This is a genomic window from Aldersonia sp. NBC_00410, from assembly GCF_026342035.1.
Classification (GTDB): domain Bacteria; phylum Actinomycetota; class Actinomycetes; order Mycobacteriales; family Mycobacteriaceae; genus Aldersonia.
On the sequence record NZ_JAPENM010000007.1, the window covers coordinates 241,015 to 265,990 of the forward strand.

The following is a 24,976-nucleotide window of genomic DNA, read 5'->3' on the forward strand; positions in this document are numbered from 1 at the left end:
CAATGTCGAGGAAGGCTCTCCCCATGCACCGACTCCGCCGCGGCGATCGAGGCCCCGCCGTTGCCGAAGTCTGCGGCGCGTTGTCCGGTCTTGGTCTCCTCGACGACGGTGGCGGCGCGACCGGCAACGGGGACTACTGGCGCGCAACCGATGCCCTCTTCGATGACGTGCTCGACAGCGCCGTGCGGGCTTTCCAGCAGCAACGCGGGCTGCTCGTAGACGGCATCGTCGGTCCCGCGACCTACCGCGCTCTCAAGGAAGCCTCCTATCGACTCGGTGCCCGCACCCTGATCTACCAGCTGTCAGCTCCGCTGTACGGGGACGACGTCGCCACGCTGCAACGACGCCTGCAGGATCTCGGTTTCTATGTCGACCGGATCGACGGCTTCTTCGGCTCGGTCACCCACGACGCGCTCAGTGCCTTCCAACGCGAAATCGGTCTGGCCGCGGACGGCATCTGCGGCCCGGACACATTGCGCTCGCTCGAACTGCTCGGGCCTCGCGTCACCGGCGGTAATCCCCACCGGATTTCGGAAGAGGAGTTGGTCCACCGATCCGGCCCGCAGCTCACCGGCAAGCGGATCGTCATCGATCCCGGGCTCGGCGGCCCGGACAAGGGCCTTTCGGTGCCGACCGAATTCGGTGACATGTACGAGTCGGAGATCCTGTGGGATCTCGCGAGCCGGCTCGAGGGCCGGATGGCCGCCACCGGGATGGAGACGTTCCTCTCGCGGCCGTGGGACGCCAACCCGAATGACGTCGAACGAGCCTCCACCGCAAACGGTTTCGATGCCGACCTGATGATCTCGCTGCGTTGTGCGCGCAGCGCCAGTCCGCTGGCCAACGGCGTCGCCGGCTTCCATTTCGGCAACTCGCACGGCTCGGCCTCGATGATCGGTCAGGTGCTTGCCGGATTCGTTCAGCGCGAAGTTGTGGCTCGAACTTCCTTGCAGGACTGCCGCACGCACGGCCGCACTTGGGATCTACTGCGCCTCACCAAGATGCCGACGATCCAGGTAGACATCGGTTATCTCACCAACGAGTACGACGCGCAGATCCTGACCAATCCGCGCTACCGCGACGTGATCGCCGAGGCGATCCTCATCTCGGTCAAGCGGCTGTACCTGCTCGGTCAGGACGACCAGCCCACGGGAACATACACATTCGCCGAACTACTCGCCGAGGAACTCGCCGCAATCAACCGCGGCTGAGCCGTTCGGGGATAACCGCCCTTCAGCAGGATCCGACCATCACTCGTTCTTCGGTGAGGGCGGCCGCGGCGAGTAGCTGATCGAGTGCGTGCTCGACATCGGCCTTCCATCCGTGATCGGTGTCGAGCTCGAGCCGCAGCCTCGGATAGAGGTGGTGCGGTGCAACCACTTCGAATCCCACCTCCTCGAGGAAGTCGGCGCCGATCATGCAGGTCTCCGGCGAGCACTCCCGCGATGCCGTCGCGAGCGGGCCATCCGGAGCGGTTTCGATTGCCACACCGTCGGAACGGTTACCGAATGCCTCGAGGGCGCGCACACCCCGGCGCACCAAATCCGCAATGACCGCCTGCACGAGCAGACGTGACAACTCGTCGGCGTCGTTGCCGTGCAACGCCGCCCCGGTGCCACCCACTCCCTCGAGGCGAAGGGTGGTGAGTAGCACCGCATCCGAGCTCACCGGCGAGGTGGGAAAGTGATTCGCTCGTGGCACTGAGCCCGGCGGTGAGTAGATCGCACAACCCGCCGGCCGGCCGTCGCTCATCGCGAGCTGTCCGCACGACCCCCACTCGAGCATGACCATGGACAGCCAGGCTTCCTTTTCGAATACCGGATCCGAGACATTCTGGCCATTCGCGACATTCGGCTCGACTTCCCAGAACAGACATCGCCGAGAATGCATCGGAAGGTTGTCCACCCCGTCGAGGGTCAGTGCTGAAACGCTGAGGGACACGGCTCTACTCACGCTCCGGTCACGATTGCGGCCCCGCGGCGACTCGGCTTGTGCCACAACACCTTCGAGCGATCTGTCACAGTGACGTTATTGCCGTGGGTGTCGGGACCTGGATAAACACTCATAGATTCGGCGGATCTTGCTCCATCAGGGCGATAATTCGTTGCAGGTCGTCGACCGACCCGAACTCCACCACAATCTTCCCCTTCCGCTTCCCGAGGCTCACGGTCACGCGCGTATCGAAGGAATTCGACAGCCGCTCGGCCACGTCCTGGAGACCAGGCATCTGAATCTGTCGTCTGCGTGCGGGAGTTGGCGAGTCGGTGTCGTCGGCGCGGTTGGCCAGCGTCACCGCCTCCTCGGTTGCACGCACGGACATTCCCTCGGCCACGATGCGCGCTGCCAGTGCCTCCTGCGCGTCGGCACCGGCCTCGAGCGACAGCAGTGCCCGCGCGTGTCCGGCGGACAACACACCGGCCGCCACCCGGCGTTGCACCGGGATCGGCAGCTTCAACAGCCGAATCATGTTGGTTACCACCGGCCGCGAGCGACCGAGTCGGGTCGCGAGTTCCTCGTGGGTGACCTCGAACTCCTCGAGCAACTGCTGATAGGCAGCAGCCTCTTCCAGCGGGTTGAGCTGTACCCGATGAATGTTCTCGAGCAGCGCGTCGCGCAGCATCGAGCCGTCGGTTGTCTCCCGAACGATGGCGGGAATCGCCGAGAGCCCGGCTTCCTGGGCTGCGCGCCAACGCCGTTCGCCCATGACGATCTGGTACGACTCGGCACCCGTTCGGCGAACCACGATCGGCTGCATGAGGCCGAATTCGCGGATCGAATGCACCAACTCGGCGAGCGATTCCTCGTCGAAGACCTGGCGTGGCTGACGCGGGTTGGGTTCGATCTGGTTCGGCGGAATCTCCCGGTACACGGCACCGGTGGGGGAGAGGTCCGCTTCGCCGGCGGCACCGGAGCTCGTCCGCCGGCCGGACGTGACGAGCGTGCTACCCGCCGCGGAGCGGTCACCGTGCCGCTCGACACCGATGACCACATCCGCCGCCGCTCTGCCCAGTCCGCTGTGCGATTCCGGACCAGTCGGGATCAGCGCCGCTAGTCCACGGCCGAGTCCACCTTTGCGCGTTTGACTCATCGATCAGTACGCCCTTTCCACTGCCACACCTGACTGCCCGGCCACACCGGTCTCTGCCGCCACACCACTTGTGGCAGTTCGCGCGGCCAACTCCCGGCCCGCGTCGAGATAGCTCATCGCTCCACGTGAACCGGGGTCGTAGTCAAGCACCGTCGTACCGAACCCGGGTGCCTCGGAGACCTTCACGCTGCGCGGGATCACCGAGCGCAGCACGATATCGCCGAAGTGTCCACGCACCTCGGCCGCCACCTGATCGGCGAGCTTGGTCCGCCCGTCGTACATCGTCAGGATCACGGTCGAGACGTGGAGGTCGCGGTTCAGGTGCGACTGCACCAAATCGATATTTCGCAGTAGCTGCCCTACGCCCTCGAGGGCGTAGTACTCGCATTGGATCGGGATCAACACCTCGTTTGCCGCGACGAGCGCGTTGACGGTGAGCAGGCCGAGCGAAGGGGGGCAGTCGATGAGGACGAAGTCCACGCCGCGGGCGTCGAGGACCTCGGCGGAGAGTGCGGTTTTCAGTCGGCCTTCCCGCGCCACCATGGAGACCAGTTCGATCTCTGCACCGGCGAGGTCGATGGTGGCTGGAATGCACAACAGCCGTTCGTTGTGCGGACTCTGCTGAATCGCCTCGCCCATCCCGATCTCGCCGAGCAGCATTTCGTAGCTCGAGGCGACGCCCGCGCGGTGATCCACACCGAGTGCCGTGCTGGCGTTGCCCTGCGGGTCGAGATCGATGACGAGAGCAGTGAGCCCCTGCAGCGCCAATGCCGCGGCGAGGTTGACGGCCGTGGTGGTCTTGCCAACGCCACCCTTCTGGTTGGCGATCGTGATCACCCGGCGAGTAGTCGGCTTCGGTAGGTCCGTCGCCGAATCCGGGTGGAGGACCTGACTGGCCCGGTGCGCGGCGGCGCCGATCGGGGTGTCGTTGAGGGAAAGGCCGTCGTAGGGATCGTCCCCGTATTCGGCCGCGAAGTCGTCGTGTTCTGCCCCCTCCTCGGGACCTGGTGCGCTCGTTTCACGTGAAACGTCGGCCGTGGGACCGTCGGGCATCAATCACTCCTTCGAGATAGAACACAGCACGATCTTGATCTCGACCGGTTGGGTCACCGTCGATGGTGTCTACGGGGGAGCCTCTCCGCGCGAACAACAATGGTCGGCGTTGGCACAACGTCACCTCCGCACTCGAGTATCTCTAGCTTGCCAGCACCCGCGTCTGTTAGGGAAGCAGCCTCGCGCGCGAGTTCCTCACTCGCAGAAGATCCTTTCAGCGCAAGCATCCGTCCATGATCGTGCACCAACGGAAGACACCACTTCGCGAGCTTTCCGAGAGGGGCGACCGCCCGAGAAACGGCCGCATCCGCCCCGCCGGCTTCCTTGACGACACCTGGCTGCTCCGCGCGGCCGCGGACCACCACGATGGGCAGCCCCGCCGCTTCGATGAACTCGACGAGGAACTTGGTCCGCCGCAGCAACGGCTCGACCAGAGTCACCCGAAGGTCCGGGCGCGCGATGGCCAGGGGAATACCGGGCAGTCCGGCACCGCTGCCCACATCCACAACCGTTTCGCCCTCGCCCAGCAACTCTGCCACGACTGCACAGTTGAGAATGTGACGCTCCCACAACCGGGGAACCTCCCGAGGACCGATCAACCCGCGAACCACACCGTCCGTCGCCAGGGCGTCCCAATACTGTTGCGCCAACTCGAGGCGATCGCCGAAGACTGCGGTCGCGCTCGCTGGGGGCCGCCGGTCCGCTGCGTCTGGTTCCACGTGAAACATCCTCCGTCCATCCCCACCGGCCCCCGCAAATCACATCAGGGTAATTCGGCGTTGGGAGCACTGAACTGCCCCCGGACTTCCCCGAAAGCACTGAAAAGGCCCCCGGACTTCCGCCGGGGGCCTCCTCATACTTCCACTCGCGGGCCGCGAATGACACGCCACGCTTCGTCGGCGAATGAAACAACTCGCGGGTAGCGGATGGGATAACAGTCAGTCGCGAATGACAACGACTCGACGCGACGGTTCCGCGCCTTCGCTCTCACTGGACACACCATCGACGGCGGCGACCGCGTCGTGCACGATCTTGCGCTCGAACGGCGTCATCGGCGAGAGAACCTCACGGTCGCCGCCGGCGAGCACGCGCTCCGCCGCTTCCCGGCCGATCGCAGTGAGATCCTCGCGCCGCTTCGCGCGCCAGCCCGCGACATCCAGCATCAGCCGACTGCGATCCCCGGTGGTCTGCTGCACGGCCAGGCGGGTGAGCTCCTGCAATGCGTCGAGCACCTCGCCCTTGCGGCCGACGAGCTTTGTCAGGTCGCTGCCACCGTCGATGCTCACCACGGCCCGGTCACCCTCGACATCGAGGTCGATGTCGCCGTCGAAGTCGAGGACATCCAGGAGTTGCTCGAGGTAGTCGCCGGCGATCTCGCCTTCCTCGATCAACGCGTCTTCGGCGTCGCCCTCCTGATCTTCTTCCGCGTCGATATCCGTCCCGACACTTGCGTCGGTCTCGGTGTCACCAGCGACACTCGCGTCGGTGTCGACACCCGCCGACTCGACGTCCTCCGCCGCCATATCCGCCGTCGAAATCACAGCCTCATCGCCTCCGTCGTCTGTCATGGTCTGCTCGGTCATAGCCGTCTTCTCTCGTCACGCCTCACCCGCCGCCGCACGGCGACGCGGCTCAGCGACGTTTCTTCTGGTTCGCCCGCCCGCGGTTGCCCGGCCGGGCCTGACCACCCGACTTGCGTTGCCCCTGGGCGCCCTTTGCCGGCGCCTTCTTCGGTGACGTTTTCTTGGCGGCTGCCGCCCCGTCGCTCGAGGCACTCGCCTCACCGGCCGCGGCCCCGTCGCTCGAGGCACTCACGTCCTCGTCCGCTGTAGCGGAACCCTTTTTCGTCTGCGTCGGTCGGGCGCCGGGTTTCGGCGCATTGGAAGCACGGCGCTCGAGCGCTTCCTGCTTCTTGGCCTCTTCCTCGCGGTCGATCCTGCCGAACACGAGGTGCTGCTGCCCGTAGGTCCAGATGTTGTTGGCGACCCAGTACAGCAGGATCGCGATCATCAGGAACGGACCACCGACGAGCACGCCGAGTGGGAACACCCACAGCGCCAGCTTGTTCATGATCGCGGCCTGCGGGTTGGCCGAGGCGGCGGCACTCTGCCGCGCCACCGAGGCTCGCGAGTTGAAGTGCGTGGCCAACGACGCGATCACCATCAGTGGAACCGCAACGACAGCAATGGTCCAGACGCTCGGGATCGGCAAACCGAACGCGATGAGCTGAGCCTTCGGCGTGGTGATCGCCGCGGAAATCGGGGCACCGAACAGCCGTGCGTCGAGGAAGGACTGCACATCGGTCACGCTGAACGCGTAGTTCGGCGTGTTCGCGTTCTCCTCGATCGACATGCCCAGCTGGCCGATCCCATGCCCGGTGCGGTTGAACGAGCGCAGCACGTGGAACAGACCGATGAACACCGGTGCCTGCGCCAGCACCGGGAGACAGCCCATGATCGGGTTGAAGCCGTGTTCGCGCTGCAGCTTCTGCATCTCGAGCGCCATGCGCTGCCGGTCCGAACCGTACTTCTTCTGCAGCGCCTTGATCTGCGGCTGCAACTCCTGCATCTGCCGCGTCGTGCGGACCTGTTTGACGAACGGCCAGTAGAGAACCACGCGCAGCGTGAACACGAGGAACACCACGGACAGTGCCCACGCGATGCCGCTGTCCGGGCCCAGCCCCGGCACGGCCCCGAACACTATGTGCCAGAACTTCAGGATCCAAGAGACCGGGTAGTAGATGAAATCCAGCACAGCGCTAGGTTCTCCTCTGTTCATTCACGCCCGTGTGGGCGCACGAGCCGAGTGCGTTCTGCGAGGCACCGGACTGACGGTGTTGCGACCGGTCCACGCGTTCGGGAACCGGATCCCACCCACCAGAATGCCAGGGCGCGCATTTGACCAACCGAACGGTGGTCAGGAACAACCCCCGCACCAGGCCCCATTCGTGCAGTGCCGTCACCGCGTACTCGCTACACGTCGGGGTGAACCGACATGTCGGAAGCCGCAACGGAGAGACGAAGTTTCGGTACAGCTCGATCGCAAATATCACCGTACGCGCCGGGAGGCCACGCACGGCGGCGGCAATCGAGGTCGCGCTCATGTCAGGACACCCGGCTCGAGCAGGCGAAGTTTGGCCAGACCGCTGCGCAGCTGTCGGGCCAGCTCATCGGAGGAGGCGTGCGCCGATCCGGGCAGCGCGCGAATCACGACGTCGACATCGGCGGAGACACCGGGCCGGACCTCGGCGCAAATATGGCGGAGTCGGCGGGCCACGCGGTGACGAACGACCGCAGACCCCACCGACTTGCTGACGATCAACCCGAAGCGGGGGCCTCCGGAGCGGAGCTGCGAAACAGACACGTCGGCTCCACAATCGAATCCGTGCACGACGAGATCACGTCTCCCGGTCCGTTGGCCGCGGCGCACCGTCCGGGAGAAGTCTGCGTGATGATGCAACCGATACGGCTCAGGAAGCACCCGAGCGTCCGAGCTTGCGAGAAGCCTTGTCAGGCAGTCAGCGTGCCGCGGCCCTTGCGGCGACGCGCAGAGACGATGGCGCGACCCGCACGGGTACGCATCCGGAGACGGAAGCCATGAACCCGCGCCCGACGACGGTTGTTCGGCTGGAACGTCCGCTTGCCCTTGGCCACGGTGAACACTCCTCGATAATCGGCGCCTGACGGCACCCTTGCTGGTGGACGAAATCGTTGGCCGCCATCGACGGTTCGGCCCGGACGGCTGCATCGGCTTCGCGACTGTGTCGGCGATCGTGGTCAGCACTGAACGGCCACCTCATCGAAGGGCGACCGTAGAAGGATACTGAAACGCAGTAGCCACGGTCAAACTCGCCTCCGCGCCGACCCCCGGCCGACCGGCCGAACTCTTCTCGACCCGATCCGTGATTTTCCAACGCATCGCGGGTGCCGCTGCTACGTTCGCTTGCATGCGTGTGCCGCAGGACACGATCTTCTCGCGAAGCGCTCGAGACCGTAACGGTCGCCGGCGACGCCGAGGAGTCAAACGGCACTGTACGTACCTTTGCTGACCCGAGTTCGGGTACCGCTCGCGGGCCCGATTTTCAAAGCGTGACATCAGCATCACCATTTCCGCAGGCAGCGGTCGGTTCAAGGGGCCCAATCCGGCCCCGACTGACAGCGCTGTCGTTTTCCACATCTGTGGATAATTGTGTGGAGACACGGTCGAGGTGGCATCATTCGTGTTCCCTGGGCGACCGCAGGAGCGCGCAGCCTGCGGAATGACCACGGCAGAAACGTCTGTGCCGGGCGGGGAAGTCGCGAGCGCAACGGCGCGCCGCGAAGCTCGATATAGCGACAACGATGACGTGCGTGGGATCCCGCGCGGATCGACCCGGGAGGATGCGCTGTGGAAGACGATCGACCGGCCCTGTCCAACGTATGGCCGGATGTCGTCGCCGAGCTGACCAAGGGATCATCCGACGGCACCATCTCTCCCGTTACCGGCGCACAACGTGGCTGGCTGCACCTGGCCAAACCGCTGTCCCTGGTCGAGGGTTTTGCGCTGCTGTCCGTTCCCTCGGTGCTGGCGCAGGAGGCGATCGAGCGCGATCTGCGTGAACCGATCCTGCGCTCGCTCGGCCGACAACTCGGCTCGAGTGTCGAAGGCCTCGGCGTCCGCGTCGCCCCCGCCGACCCGGCGGAGACCGACCCTGCGGCCAACGGCGCCGACCCCACCGGTACCGGCTCCTACCCACCACCCGGCGATGCCGCTTCCTACCGTCCGCTCAACGGCGCCGACGGCTCCAACGGTCGGCAGCCTCCGGGCGAGACCGCACCCAACCAGACCCAGCCCAACGGCGCCGACCCGCACATTGGTGGCAGCCCGTACGACACTGGCTTCGGTGGGCCCGACGACGGTCTCGCCGCGCCCACCGATTGGGAACGGCGCCGACTGTCCGCCGCGTCCGCGTCGACCTCCGACATCGACGACGACGAAACAGACATCGTCAGTGTCCAGGAGCCGTGGCCGGCGTATTTCAGCAAGCCGCCGACCTCCGCGCAGACCGCGGATCGCGGCGCGGCCAGCCTGAACAGCAAGTACACCTTCGACACCTTCGTCATCGGTGCGTCGAACCGATTTGCGCATGCCGCGGCGGTCGCGATCGCCGAAGCCCCGGCACGGGCCTACAACCCACTGTTCGTCTGGGGTGCGTCGGGCCTCGGCAAGACGCATCTCCTGCACGCCGCGGGCCACTATGCGCAGCGGCTGTTTCCTGGGATGCGGGTGAAGTATGTCTCCACCGAGGAATTCACCAACGACTTCATCAACAGCCTCCGTGACGACCGCAAGGTCGCATTCAAGCGGCGCTATCGCGAGACCGATGTGCTGCTCGTCGACGACATCCAGTTCATCGAAGGCAAGGAAGGCATCCAGGAGGAGTTCTTCCACACCTTCAACACGCTGCACAATTCGAACAAGCAGATCGTGGTGTCCTCGGACCGGCCGCCCAAGCAGCTGACCACCCTCGAGGAACGACTGCGCACCCGATTCGAATGGGGCTTGATCACCGACGTGCAGCCACCCGAACTCGAGACGCGCATCGCCATCCTCGGCAAGAAAGCCCGGATGGACCGGCTCGACGTTCCCTTCGATGTGCTCGAGCTGATCGCGAGCCGGATCGAGCGCAACATTCGCGAGCTCGAGGGCGCGCTCATCCGGGTCACGGCATTCGCCTCGCTCAACGGTGCACCGCTGGATCTGACGCTCGCGGAGATCGTGTTGCGCGATCTCATTCCGGACACGTCGACCGTGGAGATCAGTGCGGCCACGATCATGGCCGTGACCGCGGAGTACTTTCAGATCTCGATCGAGGACCTGTGTGGCCCCGGTAAGGCCCGTCCGCTCGCACAGGCCCGGCAGATCGCGATGTACCTGTGCCGCGAGCTCACCGACCTGTCGTTGCCCAAGATCGGTCAAACGTTCGGCCGCGACCACACCACGGTGATGTATGCCGACAAGAAGATCCGCAAGGAAATGACCGAGCGCCGGCGCGTGTACGACCAGGTGCAGGAACTGACGGCACGAATCAAGCAGCGCTCGAAACGCTGACCCTCCCCAACCGATCCCGCTCCGGAGGCCCACCGGGGCGGGATTTCTATGCCATTCACACCTGTGGATAACTGTGTGGAAAAGGTGGACAGATTGGGGATGGACTCGAGGAAAACCGCGAGTAACCTCGAGAAATACACAACAACAACGATTAGTCCTCGAGTTTGTTACGAAACCATCACCAAGCCGACACGCACCTCGAGCAGCGCAATCGATGTCAGTCCACAGAATCCACAGGACCTATTACTACGACGGTGAGTCTTGTCTAAGAGAACCTCATTGAAAACAGCCCTGTGAACAATCCTCGATGCACAGCCAATCCTCGTCACACCGACCGTCCGCAGACTCGCGTGGACGGTTTTGCACAACCCGCCCGAACGCATAGCGTGTTGGTCTGCCGCGTGACAGACTTCCTGGCGTGCCGCGTCCAGCGCAGCTATCGCCGGACTACCCAGATGGCGTGCCAACCACACACCAGACCGAGAGGAATCCTCGACCGATGGACTCTGCGAGCATGAAGTTTCGGGTTGCTCGAGAGGATTTCGCGGATGCGGTGGCCTGGGTGGCGCGCAGCCTTCCGTCTCGCCCGCCGGTCCCGGTGCTCGGTGGGGTGCTGCTGGTCGCCGACGAGGAAGGCCTGTCGGTTTCCGGCTTCGACTACGAGGTTTCGGCGCAGATGCGCCTCGCCGCCGAGGTCGCCGGACCGGGTGCGGTCCTGGTCTCGGGCCGGCTGCTCGCCGACATCACCAAGTCGCTGCCCGCCAAGCCGGTCGACGTCGCGGTGGACGGTGCGCGCGTCCTGATCACTTGTGGCAGTGCGAAGTTCTCGCTGCCGACCATGCCGGTCGAGGATTACCCGCAGTTGCCTGCGCTGCCCGAACGCACCGGTGGCATCGGGCAAGAGCTGTTCGCCGAAGCCGTCGGCCAGGTCTCCGTCGCCGCCGGCCGCGACGACACGCTGCCGATGCTCACCGGCATCCGGGTGGAAATCGAGGGCGCCGATGTCGTACTCGCCGCTACCGACCGCTTCCGCCTTGCGGTGCGCAAGCTGAGTTGGGATCCGGCCCGCGATGATGTGTCGGCTGCTCTGCTCATCCCGGCGCGCACCCTGTCCGAGACCGCGAAAACACTTGTCGGAAGCTCCGATTCGGCGGTCGAGTTGGCCCTCGGCAGTGGTTCGTCGATTGGCAGCGACGGTCTGCTCGGCATCGTCAACGAGGGGCGGCGCACCACGACCAGACTGCTCGACGCGGAGTTCCCGAAGTTTCGTCAACTGCTGCCGAAGGAACACACCGCGATGGCAATCGTCGAGGTGGCCCCGCTGGTCGACGCGATCAAGCGTGTCGCTCTGGTCGCCGAGCGTGGCGCACAGGTTCGGCTCGAGTTCACCGCCGACGGGCTGCGGCTCACCGCCGGCGGCGACGACGCGGGTAAGGCCGAGGAACGGCTCGAGGCGCAGTTCTTCGGCGAGCCGCTCACCATCGCGTTCAACCCGGGGTATTTGAACGACGGACTGTCCGCACTGCACACCGCGCGGGTGTCGTTCGGGTTCACCACACCCAGCCGTCCCGCGGTGCTGCAGTCGGCTCCCGAGGACGGCGAGCTGACCCCCGACGCCGGCGGCAGTTTCCCGGCGCCGGATCGTGATTACACCTACCTGCTCATGCCGGTTCGGCTACCCGGCTGAGGCCGGTGTTCGTACGCAGGCTGTCGCTCGCGGATTTCCGGTCCTGGCCGGAGCTCGATGTTGCCCTCGAACCGGGACGAACGGTGTTCGTGGGCGCCAACGGAAATGGCAAGACGAATCTGCTCGAGGCGCTCGGCTATCTGGCCGCCCTGTCGAGCCATCGAGTGGCCGCCGACGCGCCGCTGATCCGGCAGGGATGTGTTCAATCCCGGATCGGTGCAACCGTGGTCAACGAGGGTCGAGAACTGACCGTCGAGGTGGAGTTGAACAGCGGATCCGGTAATCGCGCGCGGATCAACCGATCACCGGCGCGGCGGCCGCGGGAGATCCTCGGCATTCTGCGGACCGTGTTGTTCGCCCCGGAGGATCTCGCGCTCGTCCGTGGTGACCCGGCCGAGCGGCGACGGTTCCTCGACGAACTCGCCACCACCCGGCGGCCGCGGCTGGCCGCTGTACGTGCCGATTACGACCGGGTCCTGCGGCAGCGCGGTGCGCTACTCAAATCGGCGGGCCGCTCGAGCCGGTCCCGCGGCGATGGCGGCACGGAGCTGAGCACGCTGGATGTCTGGGACGGGCATCTGGCTGCGCACGGTGCCGAATTGCTGCTCGAGCGGCTGCGGCTGGTCGGGGATCTCGAGCCGCAAATAGGCGCCGCGTACCGCTCGATCGCACCCGAGTCCCGGTCGGCGACCGTGCGATACCGCAGCAGTCTGGGTGCCGCGTTGCCGCCGGAGTTTCTCGACCCGGGGCATGAACCCGCCGTCGACGATCGGGATCTCCTCGAGGCGGTGTTCCTGCAGGAACTCGCTGCGGCCCGGCCCCGCGAACTCGAGCGCGGCGTGTGCCTCGTCGGTCCGCACCGCGACGATCTCGAGCTGGTACTCGGCGATACCGGGGCGAAAGGGTTCGCCAGTCACGGCGAATCCTGGTCTTTCGCACTGGCTTTGCGACTCGCGTCGTTCGAGTTGCTGCGTACCGAGGGTGCCGAGCCCGTACTGTTGCTCGATGACGTGTTCGCGGAATTGGACCGGCGCCGGCGTAGCGCTCTGGCTACCGTCGCGGTGGGCGCGGAACAGGTTTTGATGACCGCCGCCGTGCCCGAGGATGTGCCGGCGGAGCTCGAGGCGAAACGGATCGGTGTCGAGGCCGAGGCCACCGCGACGGGTCGTGTGTCCAGGCTCGTCGGTGCGACCGACGGTGCTCCTGACCACGGTGCCGTATCAGATGGAGGATCCGAACGGGAGGAAGTGACCCGGTGAACTCCGCAGATGAGGATCCGGCTGTTGATTCGGCTGCTTCCGCGCCGTCGGGCAGCGATATCGCCCGGCGTGCGCTCGAGGAGGCCAGGGCGCAGGCCCGCGCGAACGGCAAGGCCGTCGGCCGTGGCAATGCCTCGCCCCGGCGTGCACGCGCGGCGCCGGTGCGGCGCTCGCGCGGCTGGTCGGGTCCGGGTCCGGATAATCGCGATCCGCAGCCACTGGGCAATCTCGCCTCGACGATAGCACGCAGTTCTGGCTGGTCGGACAAGTTCGCCGAAGGCACGGTCTTCGGTCGGTGGTCGGCAGTGGTCGGAGACGACGTCGCCAGCCACTGCGTTCCCACCGCGCTACGCGAGCGAGTACTGCACGTGTCCGCGGAGTCGACGGCCTGGGCGACGCAGTTGCGGATGTTGCAATCACAGATTCTGGCGAGGATTGCCGCAGCGGTCGGCGACGGACTGGTGACCGGGCTGCGCATTACCGGTCCGGCGACGCCGAGTTGGCGCAAGGGTGAACGGCACGTCTCGGGCCGCGGGCCGCGCGATACCTACGGCTGAGCCAACCGGCGCGGGTTGCCAGCTGATGTGCGGGTAGCGCGATTTACCCACATCTTGTCCCGGCCACGTGCGTGAAATCGCGTCTGTGTGGCAGTCAGGCACCTTCTTGGGGTGTCAAGGTGCCGCTACCACCCCTACGTACCAGTAAGATGGAGAGTACCGGCGCCGAGCCGAACTTCCTGCGTGTGAGCGCCGTGGATCGTCGTGTGCCGATGGCGCCGGGAAGTGGACGAGTCGAGAAGGAGAACCGGGGAGAGTGGCTGCGCAGAAGTCTGGCAAGAAGGACGGGTCGAAGGGTGAATACGGCGCGTCGTCCATCACGGTTCTCGAGGGTCTCGAAGCGGTTCGCAAGCGCCCCGGCATGTACATCGGTTCCACCGGTGAGCGCGGCTTACACCACCTGGTCTGGGAAGTAGTCGACAACTCGGTCGACGAGGCGATGGCGGGCCACGCCACGCAGGTGGACGTGACGTTGCTCGCCGACGGTGGTGTCCAGGTCGTGGACGACGGACGTGGCATTCCGACCGGAATGCATGCCTCGGGCGTGCCCACGGTCGAGGTCGTGATGACCCAACTGCACGCCGGTGGCAAGTTCGACTCGGACTCCTATGCCGTCTCGGGTGGTCTGCACGGTGTCGGTATCTCGGTGGTGAACGCGCTGTCGACCCGGCTCGAGGTGGAGATCGACAACGACGGCTACCACTGGACGCAGGAATACAAGGACGCGGTCCCCGGCACGTTGATCCAGGGCGAGGCGACGAAGCGCACCGGCACCACGGTGCGATTCTGGGCCGATCCGAACGTGTTCGAGACCACCGTCTACAACTTCGAGACCGTGTCGCGCCGGCTGCAGGAGATGGCCTTCCTCAACCGCGGGCTGACGATCACCTTCACCGATGAGCGGGTCGCGCAGGACGACGTCACCGAAGAGGTGGTCAGCGAGACGGCCGAGGCGCCGAAAACCCATGCCGAAGAGGAGCAGGAGGCCGAGGCCAAGCCGCACAAGGTGAAGTTTCGGACCTACCATTACCCGGGTGGCCTCGAGGACTTCGTCCGGCACATCAACCGCACCAAGTCGCCCATCCACAACTCGGTGGTCGGCTTCACCGGCAAGGGCACCGGCCACGAACTCGAGGTGGCCATGCAGTGGAACTCCGGCTACTCGGAGTCGGTGCACACCTTCGCCAACACGATCAACACGCACGAGGGCGGCACGCACGAAGAAGGCTTCCGTGCAGCCCTGACAACAGTGGTCAACAAGTACGCGCTCGAGAAGAAGCTGCTCAAGGAGAAGGACGGCAAGCTCACCGGCGACGACATCCGCGAAGGGCTCGCGGCGATCGTGAGCGTCAAGGTGTCCGAGCCGCAGTTCGAGGGGCAAACCAAGACCAAGCTGGGCAATACCGAAGTCAAGTCGTTCGTGCAGCGCTCCTGCAACGAGCATCTTGCGCACTGGTTCGAGGCGAATCCTGCGGACGCGAAGACCATCGTGAACAAGGCGGTGTCCTCGGCGCAGGCCCGGATGGCGGCGCGCAAGGCGCGCGAACTGGTCCGGCGCAAGAGCGCGACCGATCTCGGTGGGTTGCCCGGCAAGCTGGCCGACTGCCGCTCGAAGGAGCCGAGCAAGTCCGAGATCTACATCGTGGAGGGCGACTCGGCCGGCGGCTCGGCCAAATCGGGCCGCGACTCGATGTATCAGGCGATCCTGCCGCTGCGCGGAAAGATCATCAACGTCGAGAAGGCACGTATCGACCGGGTGCTCAAGAACAACGAGGTCCAGTCGATCATCACCGCGTTCGGCACCGGCATCCACGACGAGTTCGACATCACCAAGCTGCGCTATCACAAGATCGTGCTGATGGCCGACGCCGACGTGGATGGTCAGCACATTTCGACGCTGCTGCTCACGCTGCTGTTCCGATTCATGCGCCCGCTCGTCGAGCACGGTCACGTGTACCTCGCGCAGCCGCCGCTGTACAAGCTCAAATGGCAACGCACGGAACCGGAGTTCGCCTACTCCGACCGTGAACGCGACGGCCTGCTCGAAGCCGGCTTCGCCGCAGGCAAGAAGATCAATAAGGACGACGGCGTGCAGCGCTACAAGGGTCTCGGCGAGATGAACGCCAAGGAGCTGTGGGAGACCACGATGGACCCCGCAGTCCGGGTGCTGCGTCAGGTGACGCTCGACGACGCCGCGGCCGCCGACGAACTGTTCTCGGTCCTGATGGGTGAGGACGTGGAGGCCCGACGCAGCTTCATCACCCGCAATGCCAAGGACGTTCGCTTCCTCGACGTCTGAACACTTGGGGGGCTCCGCCCCCCAAGGACCCCCCGACAAGCATGGAGGGCTCCGCCCACCGATTTCATCCCCGCGGGAAGGCTCCGCCCCCGCGGGTAAGGAGAATTCATGACCGACACCACGCTGCCGCCGGTTGGGGGCCCCCCGGGCGATCGCATCGAGCCTGTCGACATCCAGAACGAAATGCAGAACAGCTACATCGATTACGCGATGAGCGTGATCGTCGGCCGTGCGCTGCCCAACGTCCGTGACGGGCTCAAGCCGGTGCACCGCCGGGTGCTCTACGCAATGTACGACAACGGCTATCGCCCCGACCGCGGCTATGTGAAGTCCGCCCGCCCGGTCGCCGAGACGATGGGTAACTACCACCCGCACGGCGACGCGTCGATCTACGACACCCTGGTCCGGATGGCCCAGCCGTGGTCGCTGCGGTATCCGCTCGTCGACGGCCAGGGCAACTTCGGTTCCCGCGGCAACGACGGCGCAGCAGCCATGCGGTACACGGAATGCCGGTTGACTCCGCTCGCGATGGAGATGCTGCGCGAAATCGACCACGAGACAGTCGATTTCATTGCCAACTACGACGGTCGCTCGCAAGAGCCGACGGTGCTGCCGAGCCGGGTGCCGAACCTGTTGATGAACGGGTCCAACGGCATCGCGGTCGGTATGGCGACGAATATTCCACCGCACAACCTCACCGAACTCGCCGAGGCGATCTATTGGGCGCTGGACAATCACGAGGCCGATGAGGAAGCCACCCTGGCGGCGTGCATGGAGCGGGTCAAGGGCCCGGACTTCCCCACCTACGGGCTGATTGTCGGAAGCCAGGGCATTCACGACGCGTACACCACCGGTCGCGGCTCCATCCGGATGCGCGGCGTCGTCGAGATCGAAGAGGACAGCCGCGGACGCACCACCATCGTCATTACCGAGCTGCCGTACCAGGTCAACACCGACAACTTCATCAATGCGATCGCCGAGCAGGTCAAGGACGGCAAGATCGCCGGTATCTCCGACATCCACGACGAGTCCTCGGACCGCGCCGGGATGCGCATCGTCGTCACGGTCAAGCGCGACGCGGTCGCGAAGGTGGTGCTGAACAACCTTTACAAGCACACCCAGCTGCAGACCAGCTTCGGCGCGAACATGCTCTCGATCGTCGACGGCGTGCCGCGCACACTGCGGCTGGACCAAATGATCCGGCTCTACGTCGAGCACCAGTTGGACGTCGTCATCCGACGCACCCGCTACCTGCTGCGCAAGGCCGAGGAGCGGGCCCACATCCTGCGCGGCCTGGTCAAGGCGCTCGACGCGCTCGACGAGGTCATCGCGTTGATCCGCCGCTCGCCCGACACCGAGTCCGCACGGACCGGGCTGATGGACCTGCTCGACATCGACGAGATTCAGGCCACCGCGATCCTCGATATGCAGCTGCGCCGGTTGTCCGCGCTGGAGCGGCAGAAGATCGTCGACGAGTTGGCCAAGATCGAGGCCGAGATCGCCGACCTCAAGGACATCCTGGAAAAACCGGAACGCCAGCGCGCGATCGTGCGCGATGAGCTGAAGGAGGTTGTCGAGAAGTTCGGCGACGACCGCCGCACCCGGATCGTCCCGGCGGACGGTGATGTCGCCGACGAGGATCTGATCGCTCGTGAGGACGTCGTCGTCACCATCACCGAGACCGGCTACGCGAAGCGCACCAGGACCGATCTGTACCGCTCGCAGAAGCGGGGCGGCAAGGGAGTGCAGGGCGCGGGTCTCAAGCAGGACGACATCGTCAGCCACTTCTTCGTCAGCTCCACCCACGACTGGCTGCTGTTCTTCACCACCAAGGGCCGCGTTTACCGGGCAAAGGCCTACGAGCTGCCGGAGGCGAGTCGCACCGCGCGTGGACAGCACGTGGCGAACCTGCTCGCCTTCCAGCCCGATGAGCGTATCCAGGGCGTCATCAAGATCAAGACCTACGAGGACGCGCCGTACCTGGTGCTCGCGACCCGAAACGGCCTGGTGAAAAAGTCCAAGCTCACCGATTTCGACTCGAACCGGTCGGGCGGCATCGTCGCGATCAATCTGCGCGGGGATGACGAACTGGTCGGTGCCGTGCTGTGCTCCGCAGAGGAAGACCTGCTGTTGGTCTCGGCCAAGGGGCAGTCGATCCGGTTCTCCGCGACCGACGAGGTCCTGCGGCCGATGGGCCGGGCCACCTCGGGCGTACAGGGCATGCGGTTCAACGAGGACGACGAGCTGCTTTCGCTGAACGTCGTCCGGGCAGATACGTATCTGCTGGTCGCGACTGCCGGCGGGTATGCCAAGCGCACCGCGATCGGCGAGTACACGGCGCAGGGACGCGGCGGTAAGGGCGTGTTGACGATTCAGTACGACTCGAGGCGTGGCAACCTGGTTGGTGCGGTGATCGTCGACGATGAAGACGAGCTCTATGCGATCACCTCGGGTGGTGGTGTTATCCGCACCGCCGCGAAGCAGGTCCGCAAGGCCGGCCGACAGACCAAGGGTGTGCGTTTGATGAATCTCGGAGAGGGTGACACTCTGCTCGCGATAGCTCGTAACGCCGACGAGCCCGACGAGGTCGCCGACGCCGGCGACGACCCAGCCAAGGAGTCCAAGTGAGCACTCCGAACCAGCCGAGTGACGAACAGCGCCGGGCACAGAACCGCGGGGCACCGTCGGGTTCGCGCCCGCCGCAGCCACGGCCGGTGACGACCGACACCACCGCGGGGCCCCAGCAACCCGAACGCGAGGCGCAGCCGCCCACCGAGGCCATGCCGCAGGTCGGCCGGCCGGAGCCGGCCCCGCGACCCGCCGCGACGCCGCCGTGGCAGCGCGAGCCGCAAACCAACCTGCACCGGCCCGGTCGGGCGCCGGTCATCGGCCGTCCCACATCCGGGCAGGAGCAGCCGGGGCAGGGAGCGGCAGCCCCATCGGCCAGTAATGGCACGTCCGACACCACGCGTCCAGCGCGTCCGGCTCAACCGGGGCGCGCACCGAGCGACGTCGAGCGCGCCGCGCAGAAGCAGGTCAACCGCACCAAGGCCGCGGTGATCGACGGACCCACCCGGAACCTGGTTCGCCCCAAGCTGGCCAAGGACATGCCCGACCTGTCGACCGCCCGCCACCCGATGGCGGCAGAGCCGGAGCCGGTGCCGCGCGAGACCGCCCGGCCCACGGCAACGGCTGCGGCGACCAGTCCCGACCCGCTGCGCGCGACTGTCCAACTGCGGCGCATCGACCCGTGGACCACGTTGCAGGTGTCGTTGGTCATATCCGCCGCGCTGTTTCTGGTCTGGATGGTCGCGGTCGGGCTGCTCTACGTCGTGCTCGACGGCATGGGCGTGTGGGAGCGGCTGAACAACGCCTTCACCGACATCGTCTCCGACGGCTCTTCGGGTGGGCTCGTTTCCGCAGGTCAGGTCTTCGGATACGCAGCGGCCGTCGGCCTGATCAACGCGGTGCTGCTGACCGCGTTGGCGACCATCGGGTCGTTCATCTACAACCAGTGTTCCGACCTCGTCGGCGGGATCCAGGTGACCCTCGCCGACCCGGACTGACCAGTTTTGGTTCTTCGCACTCCGGTGCGGTAATCTCGTGCCTCGGTCCAGGGTGGTGGAACACGCCACCGGGACTCGGTACGGGCCTATAGCTCAGGCGGTTAGAGCGCTTCGCTGATAACGAAGAGGTCGGAGGTTCAAGTCCTCCTAGGCCCACCAAAATCTCTGAACCCCCGGTGACGCAGCATCCGGACCGCACCAGTAAAGTTGGGCGAGTGAGGTTTATCGTCGTGGTCACCGTTGTCGGTGTGGTGGCCGCTGGATTGCTGAAGCTACGCGCGCGGCGTACTGGGGCAGATGTCTGGCACGATGCAACAACCGGTTGAGCGGATCGCTTTCGACCGGCTCGAGGGGCCTTAGCTCAATTGGCAGAGCACTGCCTTTGCAAGGCAGGGGTTAGGGGTTCGATTCCCCTAGGCTCCACAGACGCGCCCTATCCGAATCTCGTTTCATGAACGGACTCGGATAGGGCGTTTTGTCTGCGAATCGGCCATGCCAGGATGGCCACCTTCGTGGCCGGAACACCCTGGGCAGCGGCCCGTGACGGTGCTAGCCTCCCTTTTTAGGGGGAGAATGATGCAACCAAACGTCACACTTACTTCCACTCGGCACGACGCGGTGATCGTCGGAGCCGGGTTCGGCGGCATGGGCGCGGCGATCGCGTTGCAGCGGCTCGGTATCGACGATTTCGTGATCGTCGAGCGGGAAGCCGATCTCGGCGGGACCTGGCACGTCAACAAATACCCCGGCTTGGCCGTGGACATCGCGTCGATGACGTACTCGTACTCTTTCGAGCCCAACCCGTACTGGTCGCGGTTGTATGCACCGGGCGCCGAACTCAAGCGCTACGCCGAGCACGTCGCCGAAACCTACGACCTGCGTCGGCACATGCGGTTCTCGACGGCGGTAGCGGGCGCGCGCTGGGATGCCGACGCTGAGCACTGGGTGGTATCGGTCGAGGGCGGCGAATCGATCAACGCACGCTTCCTGCTCACCGCGACGGGGTTCCTGTCGCAGCCGCACACCCCGGACATCCCTGGGATCGATACCTTCGCCGGCACGATCATCCATACCGCGGCCTGGGACGACACCATCGACCTGCACGGCAAGCGCGCGGCGTTGATCGGCACCGGCGCGACTGCGGTGCAACTGGTCCCGCAAGTCGCGAAACTCGTCGACGAGCTGACGGTATTCCAACGAACACCCATCTACGTCGTGCCGAAGATCGATGGCCCGATCCCGAGCCCTGTTCAGCGGATGTTCGCGCGAATACCGTTGACCCAGCGGGTAGCACGGTTGGTCAACACCAGCCTGCTCGAGGCGATGATGGTCACCGGCGTGCTGCATTACCGCCAGGCGAAACTGTTCAACAAGGGTGCGGCCACGCTCGCCCGGGCACACCTGCGGAGTCAGGTCCGTGATCCGGAACTGCGCCGCAAACTCACGCCCGACTACGACTTCGGTTGCAAGCGACCGACATTCTCGAACGACTACTTTCGCACTTTCAACAAACCGCACGTCCGGCTCGAGACCGGCACCATCGATCGGGTGGAACCGGACGCGGTCGTCACCGCGGACGGGGAGCGCACCGATATCGACACGTTGATCCTGGCCACCGGATTCAATCTGTGGGACGTGAACTTTCCGGCGATCGAGGTGATCGGACGCGACGGGCGCAATCTCGGAAAGTGGTGGCGTGACAATCGGTTCCAGGCCTTCGAGGGCGTCACGGTGCCGTACTTCCCGAACTTCCTCACCCTCGCGAGCCCGTATTCCTATAGTGGGCTGTCCTACTTCACCACCATCGAATCGCAGATGCGGCATATTGCCCGACTGCTCGGCGAACTGCAACGCCGTGCGGCCGGCACGTTCGAAGTGACCGAGCACGCCAATGCGGAGTTCCTCGACCGGATGACCGAGCGTCTCGGCGACTCGGTGTTCAACCTCGGGTCGTGCCAGACCTCGCGCAGCTATTACTTCAATAAGCACGGCGAGGCCGTCATCCTGCGACCCACCTCGACGATCAACGCATTCCGCGAGGCGGAGCGATTCCCGTTGAGCTCCTACGCTTTCGGCTGAGCAGGCTCAGCACCCGATCGGCCGACAGACCAACATGGCGTCGGCACCACGCTGGAATTCGTAGTCGACCGAACGAATTTCGGTGCCGATGCCCGCTGTGGCGAGTGCGGCCCGCAGCTCCCCGAGTCGTTCGTAACGCTGAAGCCCCATCGCCAGGAGCGGGAAGATCCGCACCTGCCGCTCGGCCACCCGGGACAACTCTGCGATTGCCGCCCGGTGGAACTCGAACGGGAGCCGGTCGGCGTAGCTGAACAGCAAGTGCGAGCACAGAACCAACTCGAATGCGTTGTCCGCGAAGGGAAGTTCCGGTAACCACCCGTGTACGTAGCGCTCCCGGTGGGCGGTGTAATCGGCGACGAACCGCCGGCCCGCGTCGGCGCGCTGCGCGAGATGGTCGTCGGGGTCGGTGAAATGGGTCCAGACGTACTCATCGGCGTGCGCCCGAACGTAGTCGTTGCCGCGCCGGGTTTCCCGAGCCGTGAGCTCGGCGAGTGCATCGGCGCCGGTGGCGTAGGACGGGTCGCACGCGGTGGCCTGCCCACCCAGGCCGCGAACCTCCGCGGTGAACGACGCGGCTCCGCCCGCGCAGTCGAGCATGGACCGGCGCAGGTCGTCGTCGGTGAGCGCGAACATCGCCCGGTACTCCGCGAGCGGCCGCGAGGTCACCAGGAGGTCACCGACCAAGTCACCCTCGCGCGAGCAGGGCGTCGAGTGCGGCGTAGGACTCGTTCATCCCGCCCTCCATTCCGGTGGAAAGCATGGCGTCGCGTTCCTCGGCGAGGAAGAACACATCATCGATCACGACCTGGGTGCGTCCGTCGCCGAGATCAACGAACCGTGTGGTCTCCAGGCACGGGTGCGCGGGCATCCCGTCCCATTCGAAGGTGAACTCGATCAGTTCCTTCGGGTCGATATCGCCGAAACGGCCCTCGAATCCGTCGGTGCCGCCGTCGTGGTGTTCGACGAAGCGCCAATGGCCGCCCGTCTCGAACTCCCACTTTTCGATGTCGAGCGGGTTGCCACGGCCCCACCACTGCGCGAGCAGTTCGGGCTCGGTGTAGGCAGCCCAGACGCGGTCGCGGGACGCGGCAAAAGTGCGCTCGACGTGGAAGTCCCGATCGCCGGGGGTGGTCAGTTCCGCCTTGTTCGTGGTTGTGCTGTTCGAGGTCACGCTGTTCGAGGTCATTGGCTTGGCTCCGTTCGGTCGAGGAACTTTTCGAGATGATCCAGTCGCTCCTGTACGACGACCCGGTAGTCGCGAATCCACGCCGCCTCGCGGTCGAGCGGGTTGGCGCCGAGCCGGCAGTACCGCACCCGTCCCTGCTTCTCGCTCTCGACCATGCCGGCCTCCTCGAGGAGCTTGACGTGCTTCTTCATGCCGGTCAGCGTCATGTCGAAGCGGGCGGCGAGATCGGTGATCGACGCCGGTCCCCGCTGCAGATGCTCGAGGATCCCGCGTCGGGTGGGATCGGCGAGCGCTGCGAACGAGGCGTTGAGATCGTTATACTGAACCATCAAGTTCAGTATCGCGCGGTGTCGCAGGCCTGTCAACCCAACTCATCGAGACCCAAGTGGTAAACACGGATATGCGCAGAGCGATCGTGGCGGTGCTGGCTCTGCTGGCAACCGGCCTGACGGGGTGCGGAATGGGCGACCGCGTGATCACCGGAACCGCAATCGGGGTGGCCGAAGACGGCACGAAATCCGATGCCCACGAACGAGATACGCGCACCACAGTGCTCGAGCCGGTGGACGCCGATGGATTTCCTGCGCGCGGCTGGCGGGTGGACCCCGGCAGGACCGGCGGATCCATCGACTGCTCGTACCCGGAGTCGTCGCCGAGCGCCGTCAGCGACGACATCGTTCGGTGCACACCCAACGCGGCCGCCGCGGACACCTGCTTCGCCGCCGACGATCCGGGCCAAGCCCTCTGCCTTATCGATCCGTTCTCGAACACCGTCGTCGAGTACGCCGTCGCCGGTGCCATCGCGGCCGTCACTGCACCGGCGGACCCGCGTCCGATCGGGCTCGTGCTCGACAACGGCGACAAATGCCGGCTGCGCGTCGGCGGTGCTTGGTCCGCGCCGGAATCCCATCCCGACTACGTCGGCTACTACAGCTGTGACGCGGCCGGCGATGCGGCGATCTGGGGTCCGCCGGAGGGCGGCGGTATCGATGAATCGGCGAGCCAGTGGTCCGTCGAGTACGGCTGGATCACAGGGCAGCTGACGACGCAGCGCGTGGTCGAGGCGTTCTACACCGGTCGAGCCGAATAGCGAGGCGCTGCGCGGGAGATCACGGTGGGCCAGATCCCGAAGTGATTGGCAGCGGCGGTGATTGTGATGTTCTTGCCTTGCCGGGCCGGGCGCAGGTCGGTAGTCCAACCCTGCTCGGCGATGAGCTGAGTAAGCGTTCAAACGAGCGCGCTGCGTCAACCCAGCGTTAGCGTGGGCCACGAAGGCCTCCTGCTTGATGAAGCGGATTCTCGACAGCTTCACTTCACAACCGGAGGCCTTCGCCCGTCACAGAGGCTTACCAATACCGACCGGGACAACTTCCATTGACATCACAAATTGTCCCGACCTACCTAGAATCCGAAGGAACCAGACCCGGGGAGGAACAGCCCCAACGGGGTCAGGATTCCCGAAGAGTTGCCCTGATTAACAATGGCACTGCCCACGTCGTTCCCAACGCTGCCAAAAGCGAACTTTTCAAACGTGAAGGTTCTCTGAGACAAGGTTCTCTCCGTCTGGGGTCGGTTACTTTTCGGGTACGGGGATATTGCAACACGAATTCAATCAGGAGTCCATATGTTTCACACGTGCAATCAGGGTTCCGCGGGCTGGACAGCGCCCCGCTGAGTGGTGGACTTCGGATCGGCGTGGACCACGCCGGTGATCAACGAGTCGTGGTGAATGCTAGGCGATCTGGCGCTGGCCGCGGACCGGTTCGGCAGCTCGTTGTTTGGCGGCGATGACTTTCTCGAGTTCGGCTATGGAGACCTCGGAGAGGTAACGGCGGGTCACTTGCCATTCGTCGTGGGCTTCGATCACGACCGCGGTCGCCAGGCAGAAACGCGGCCGGGTTCGGGAAGATTTCCACGACATCGTCGCGACGCTTGATTTCCTTGTTCAATCGCTCGATCGGATTGTTCGACCAGATCTTCTGCCAATGCGCCCGCGGGAACGCGGCGAACGCCAAGACGTCGGTCTTGGCGCCGGCCATCATCGCAGCCACTTTCGGGAACGACGCCTCGAGACGCGCACAACGCAGGCCGGACAGATCAGGTTTGAAGTCA

General features: G+C 65.3%; 22 protein-coding genes, 2 tRNA genes and 1 pseudogene. 12 read left to right on the forward strand and 13 right to left on the reverse strand.

The window, feature by feature from the left end; genetic code table 11:
* The first annotated feature begins 23 nt into the window (after positions 1-23).
* Positions 24-1,211, forward strand: coding sequence for an N-acetylmuramoyl-L-alanine amidase (locus OG921_RS17695; protein ID WP_266113805.1), 1,188 nt, complete (start codon positions 24-26; stop codon positions 1,209-1,211).
* 22 nt (positions 1,212-1,233) lie between these two features.
* Here the strand turns inward: OG921_RS17695 and OG921_RS17700 are convergent, their stop codons facing one another.
* The 9 genes from OG921_RS17700 to rpmH all read right to left on the reverse strand — a co-directional run bounded on the left by OG921_RS17700 (position 1,234) and on the right by rpmH (position 7,794).
* Positions 1,234-1,941: a GNAT family N-acetyltransferase gene (locus tag OG921_RS17700; RefSeq protein WP_266113806.1), complete on the reverse strand. Its 708-nt coding sequence runs from the start codon at positions 1,939-1,941 to the stop codon at positions 1,234-1,236.
* A gap of 121 nt (positions 1,942-2,062) precedes the next feature.
* Positions 2,063-3,088 (reverse strand): ParB/RepB/Spo0J family partition protein, encoded by a 1,026-nt coding sequence (locus OG921_RS17705; RefSeq protein ID WP_266113807.1) that lies wholly within the window; start codon positions 3,086-3,088, stop codon positions 2,063-2,065.
* 3 nt (positions 3,089-3,091) lie between these two features.
* Positions 3,092-4,141: a ParA family protein gene (locus OG921_RS17710; RefSeq protein ID WP_266113808.1), complete on the reverse strand. Its 1,050-nt coding sequence runs from the start codon at positions 4,139-4,141 to the stop codon at positions 3,092-3,094.
* A gap of 53 nt (positions 4,142-4,194) precedes the next feature.
* The gene (gene rsmG / locus OG921_RS17715) at positions 4,195-4,869 is read right to left on the reverse strand and encodes a 16S rRNA (guanine(527)-N(7))-methyltransferase RsmG (RefSeq protein WP_266113809.1); all 675 of its coding nucleotides are present in this window, start codon (positions 4,867-4,869) and stop codon (positions 4,195-4,197) included.
* Positions 4,870-5,079: 210 nt separating this feature from the next.
* Entirely contained in the window at positions 5,080-5,724 is a 645-nt protein-coding gene (locus OG921_RS17720) for a protein jag (protein WP_266113810.1), read from the reverse strand.
* A gap of 49 nt (positions 5,725-5,773) precedes the next feature.
* On the reverse strand, positions 5,774-6,895 hold the full coding sequence (yidC, locus tag OG921_RS17725) for a membrane protein insertase YidC (protein ID WP_266113811.1): 1,122 nt from the start codon (positions 6,893-6,895) through the stop codon (positions 5,774-5,776).
* 4 nt (positions 6,896-6,899) lie between these two features.
* Positions 6,900-7,244 carry a membrane protein insertion efficiency factor YidD gene (yidD, locus tag OG921_RS17730; RefSeq protein ID WP_266113812.1) on the reverse strand — a complete coding sequence of 115 codons (345 nt, stop codon included), beginning with the start codon at positions 7,242-7,244 and terminating at the stop codon, positions 6,900-6,902.
* Complete coding sequence (rnpA, locus tag OG921_RS17735; RefSeq protein ID WP_266113813.1) at positions 7,241-7,621, reverse strand: ribonuclease P protein component; 381 nt, start codon at positions 7,619-7,621, stop codon at positions 7,241-7,243. The genes yidD and rnpA overlap by 4 nt, the downstream gene beginning before the upstream one ends.
* A gap of 29 nt (positions 7,622-7,650) precedes the next feature.
* Entirely contained in the window at positions 7,651-7,794 is a 144-nt protein-coding gene (gene rpmH, locus OG921_RS17740; protein WP_058854877.1) for a 50S ribosomal protein L34, read from the reverse strand.
* A gap of 733 nt (positions 7,795-8,527) precedes the next feature.
* Between rpmH and dnaA the strand changes: the two genes are divergently transcribed.
* The 10 genes from dnaA to OG921_RS17790 all read left to right on the forward strand — a co-directional run bounded on the left by dnaA (position 8,528) and on the right by OG921_RS17790 (position 21,678).
* On the forward strand, positions 8,528-10,231 hold the full coding sequence (gene dnaA / locus OG921_RS17745) for a chromosomal replication initiator protein DnaA (protein WP_266113814.1): 1,704 nt from the start codon (positions 8,528-8,530) through the stop codon (positions 10,229-10,231).
* A gap of 499 nt (positions 10,232-10,730) precedes the next feature.
* The gene (dnaN, locus tag OG921_RS17750) at positions 10,731-11,918 is read left to right on the forward strand and encodes a DNA polymerase III subunit beta (protein ID WP_266113815.1); all 1,188 of its coding nucleotides are present in this window, start codon (positions 10,731-10,733) and stop codon (positions 11,916-11,918) included.
* Positions 11,919-11,923: 5 nt separating this feature from the next.
* Positions 11,924-13,177, forward strand: coding sequence for a DNA replication/repair protein RecF (recF, locus tag OG921_RS17755; RefSeq protein WP_266113816.1), 1,254 nt, complete (start codon positions 11,924-11,926; stop codon positions 13,175-13,177).
* Positions 13,174-13,734 carry a DUF721 family protein gene (locus OG921_RS17760; protein WP_266113817.1) on the forward strand — a complete coding sequence of 187 codons (561 nt, stop codon included), beginning with the start codon at positions 13,174-13,176 and terminating at the stop codon, positions 13,732-13,734. The genes recF and OG921_RS17760 overlap by 4 nt, the downstream gene beginning before the upstream one ends.
* 256 nt (positions 13,735-13,990) lie before the next feature.
* Complete coding sequence (gyrB, locus tag OG921_RS17765) at positions 13,991-16,033, forward strand: DNA topoisomerase (ATP-hydrolyzing) subunit B (RefSeq protein ID WP_266113818.1); 2,043 nt, start codon at positions 13,991-13,993, stop codon at positions 16,031-16,033.
* Positions 16,034-16,141: 108 nt separating this feature from the next.
* Positions 16,142-18,661: a DNA gyrase subunit A gene (gene gyrA, locus OG921_RS17770; protein ID WP_266113819.1), complete on the forward strand. Its 2,520-nt coding sequence runs from the start codon at positions 16,142-16,144 to the stop codon at positions 18,659-18,661.
* Positions 18,658-19,599: a DUF3566 domain-containing protein gene (locus OG921_RS17775; RefSeq protein WP_266113820.1), complete on the forward strand. Its 942-nt coding sequence runs from the start codon at positions 18,658-18,660 to the stop codon at positions 19,597-19,599. Before gyrA ends, OG921_RS17775 begins: the two co-directional genes overlap by 4 nt.
* Before the next feature lie 82 nt (positions 19,600-19,681).
* A tRNA-Ile gene (locus OG921_RS17780) sits at positions 19,682-19,758 on the forward strand.
* A gap of 191 nt (positions 19,759-19,949) precedes the next feature.
* Positions 19,950-20,022, forward strand: a tRNA-Ala gene (locus OG921_RS17785).
* Between the two features lie 150 nt (positions 20,023-20,172).
* Entirely contained in the window at positions 20,173-21,678 is a 1,506-nt protein-coding gene (locus OG921_RS17790; protein ID WP_266113821.1) for an NAD(P)/FAD-dependent oxidoreductase, read from the forward strand.
* 6 nt (positions 21,679-21,684) lie between these two features.
* Here OG921_RS17790 and OG921_RS17795 read toward each other — a convergent pair whose 3' ends face one another.
* From OG921_RS17795 to OG921_RS17805, 3 genes are read right to left on the reverse strand one after another with little or no spacing between them, the layout of a single operon-like run.
* The gene (locus OG921_RS17795) at positions 21,685-22,344 is read right to left on the reverse strand and encodes a hypothetical protein (RefSeq protein WP_266113822.1); all 660 of its coding nucleotides are present in this window, start codon (positions 22,342-22,344) and stop codon (positions 21,685-21,687) included.
* Between the two features lie 19 nt (positions 22,345-22,363).
* Complete coding sequence (locus tag OG921_RS17800; RefSeq protein WP_266113823.1) at positions 22,364-22,864, reverse strand: SRPBCC family protein; 501 nt, start codon at positions 22,862-22,864, stop codon at positions 22,364-22,366.
* Positions 22,861-23,193, reverse strand: a complete 333-nt coding sequence (locus OG921_RS17805; protein ID WP_266113824.1) for a helix-turn-helix transcriptional regulator — start codon at positions 23,191-23,193, stop codon at positions 22,861-22,863. Before OG921_RS17805 ends, OG921_RS17800 begins: the two co-directional genes overlap by 4 nt.
* 71 nt (positions 23,194-23,264) lie before the next feature.
* On the opposite strand from OG921_RS17805, the gene OG921_RS17810 reads away from it, so the two are divergent.
* A complete protein-coding gene (locus tag OG921_RS17810) occupies positions 23,265-23,954 on the forward strand; it encodes a hypothetical protein (protein WP_266113825.1) in 690 nt (229 codons plus the stop codon).
* 642 nt (positions 23,955-24,596) lie between these two features.
* Here OG921_RS17810 and OG921_RS17815 read toward each other — a convergent pair.
* Positions 24,597-24,927 (reverse strand): annotated as a pseudogene (locus tag OG921_RS17815) (transposase); the annotation flags it as partial.
* Positions 24,928-24,976: the final 49 nt, after the last annotated feature.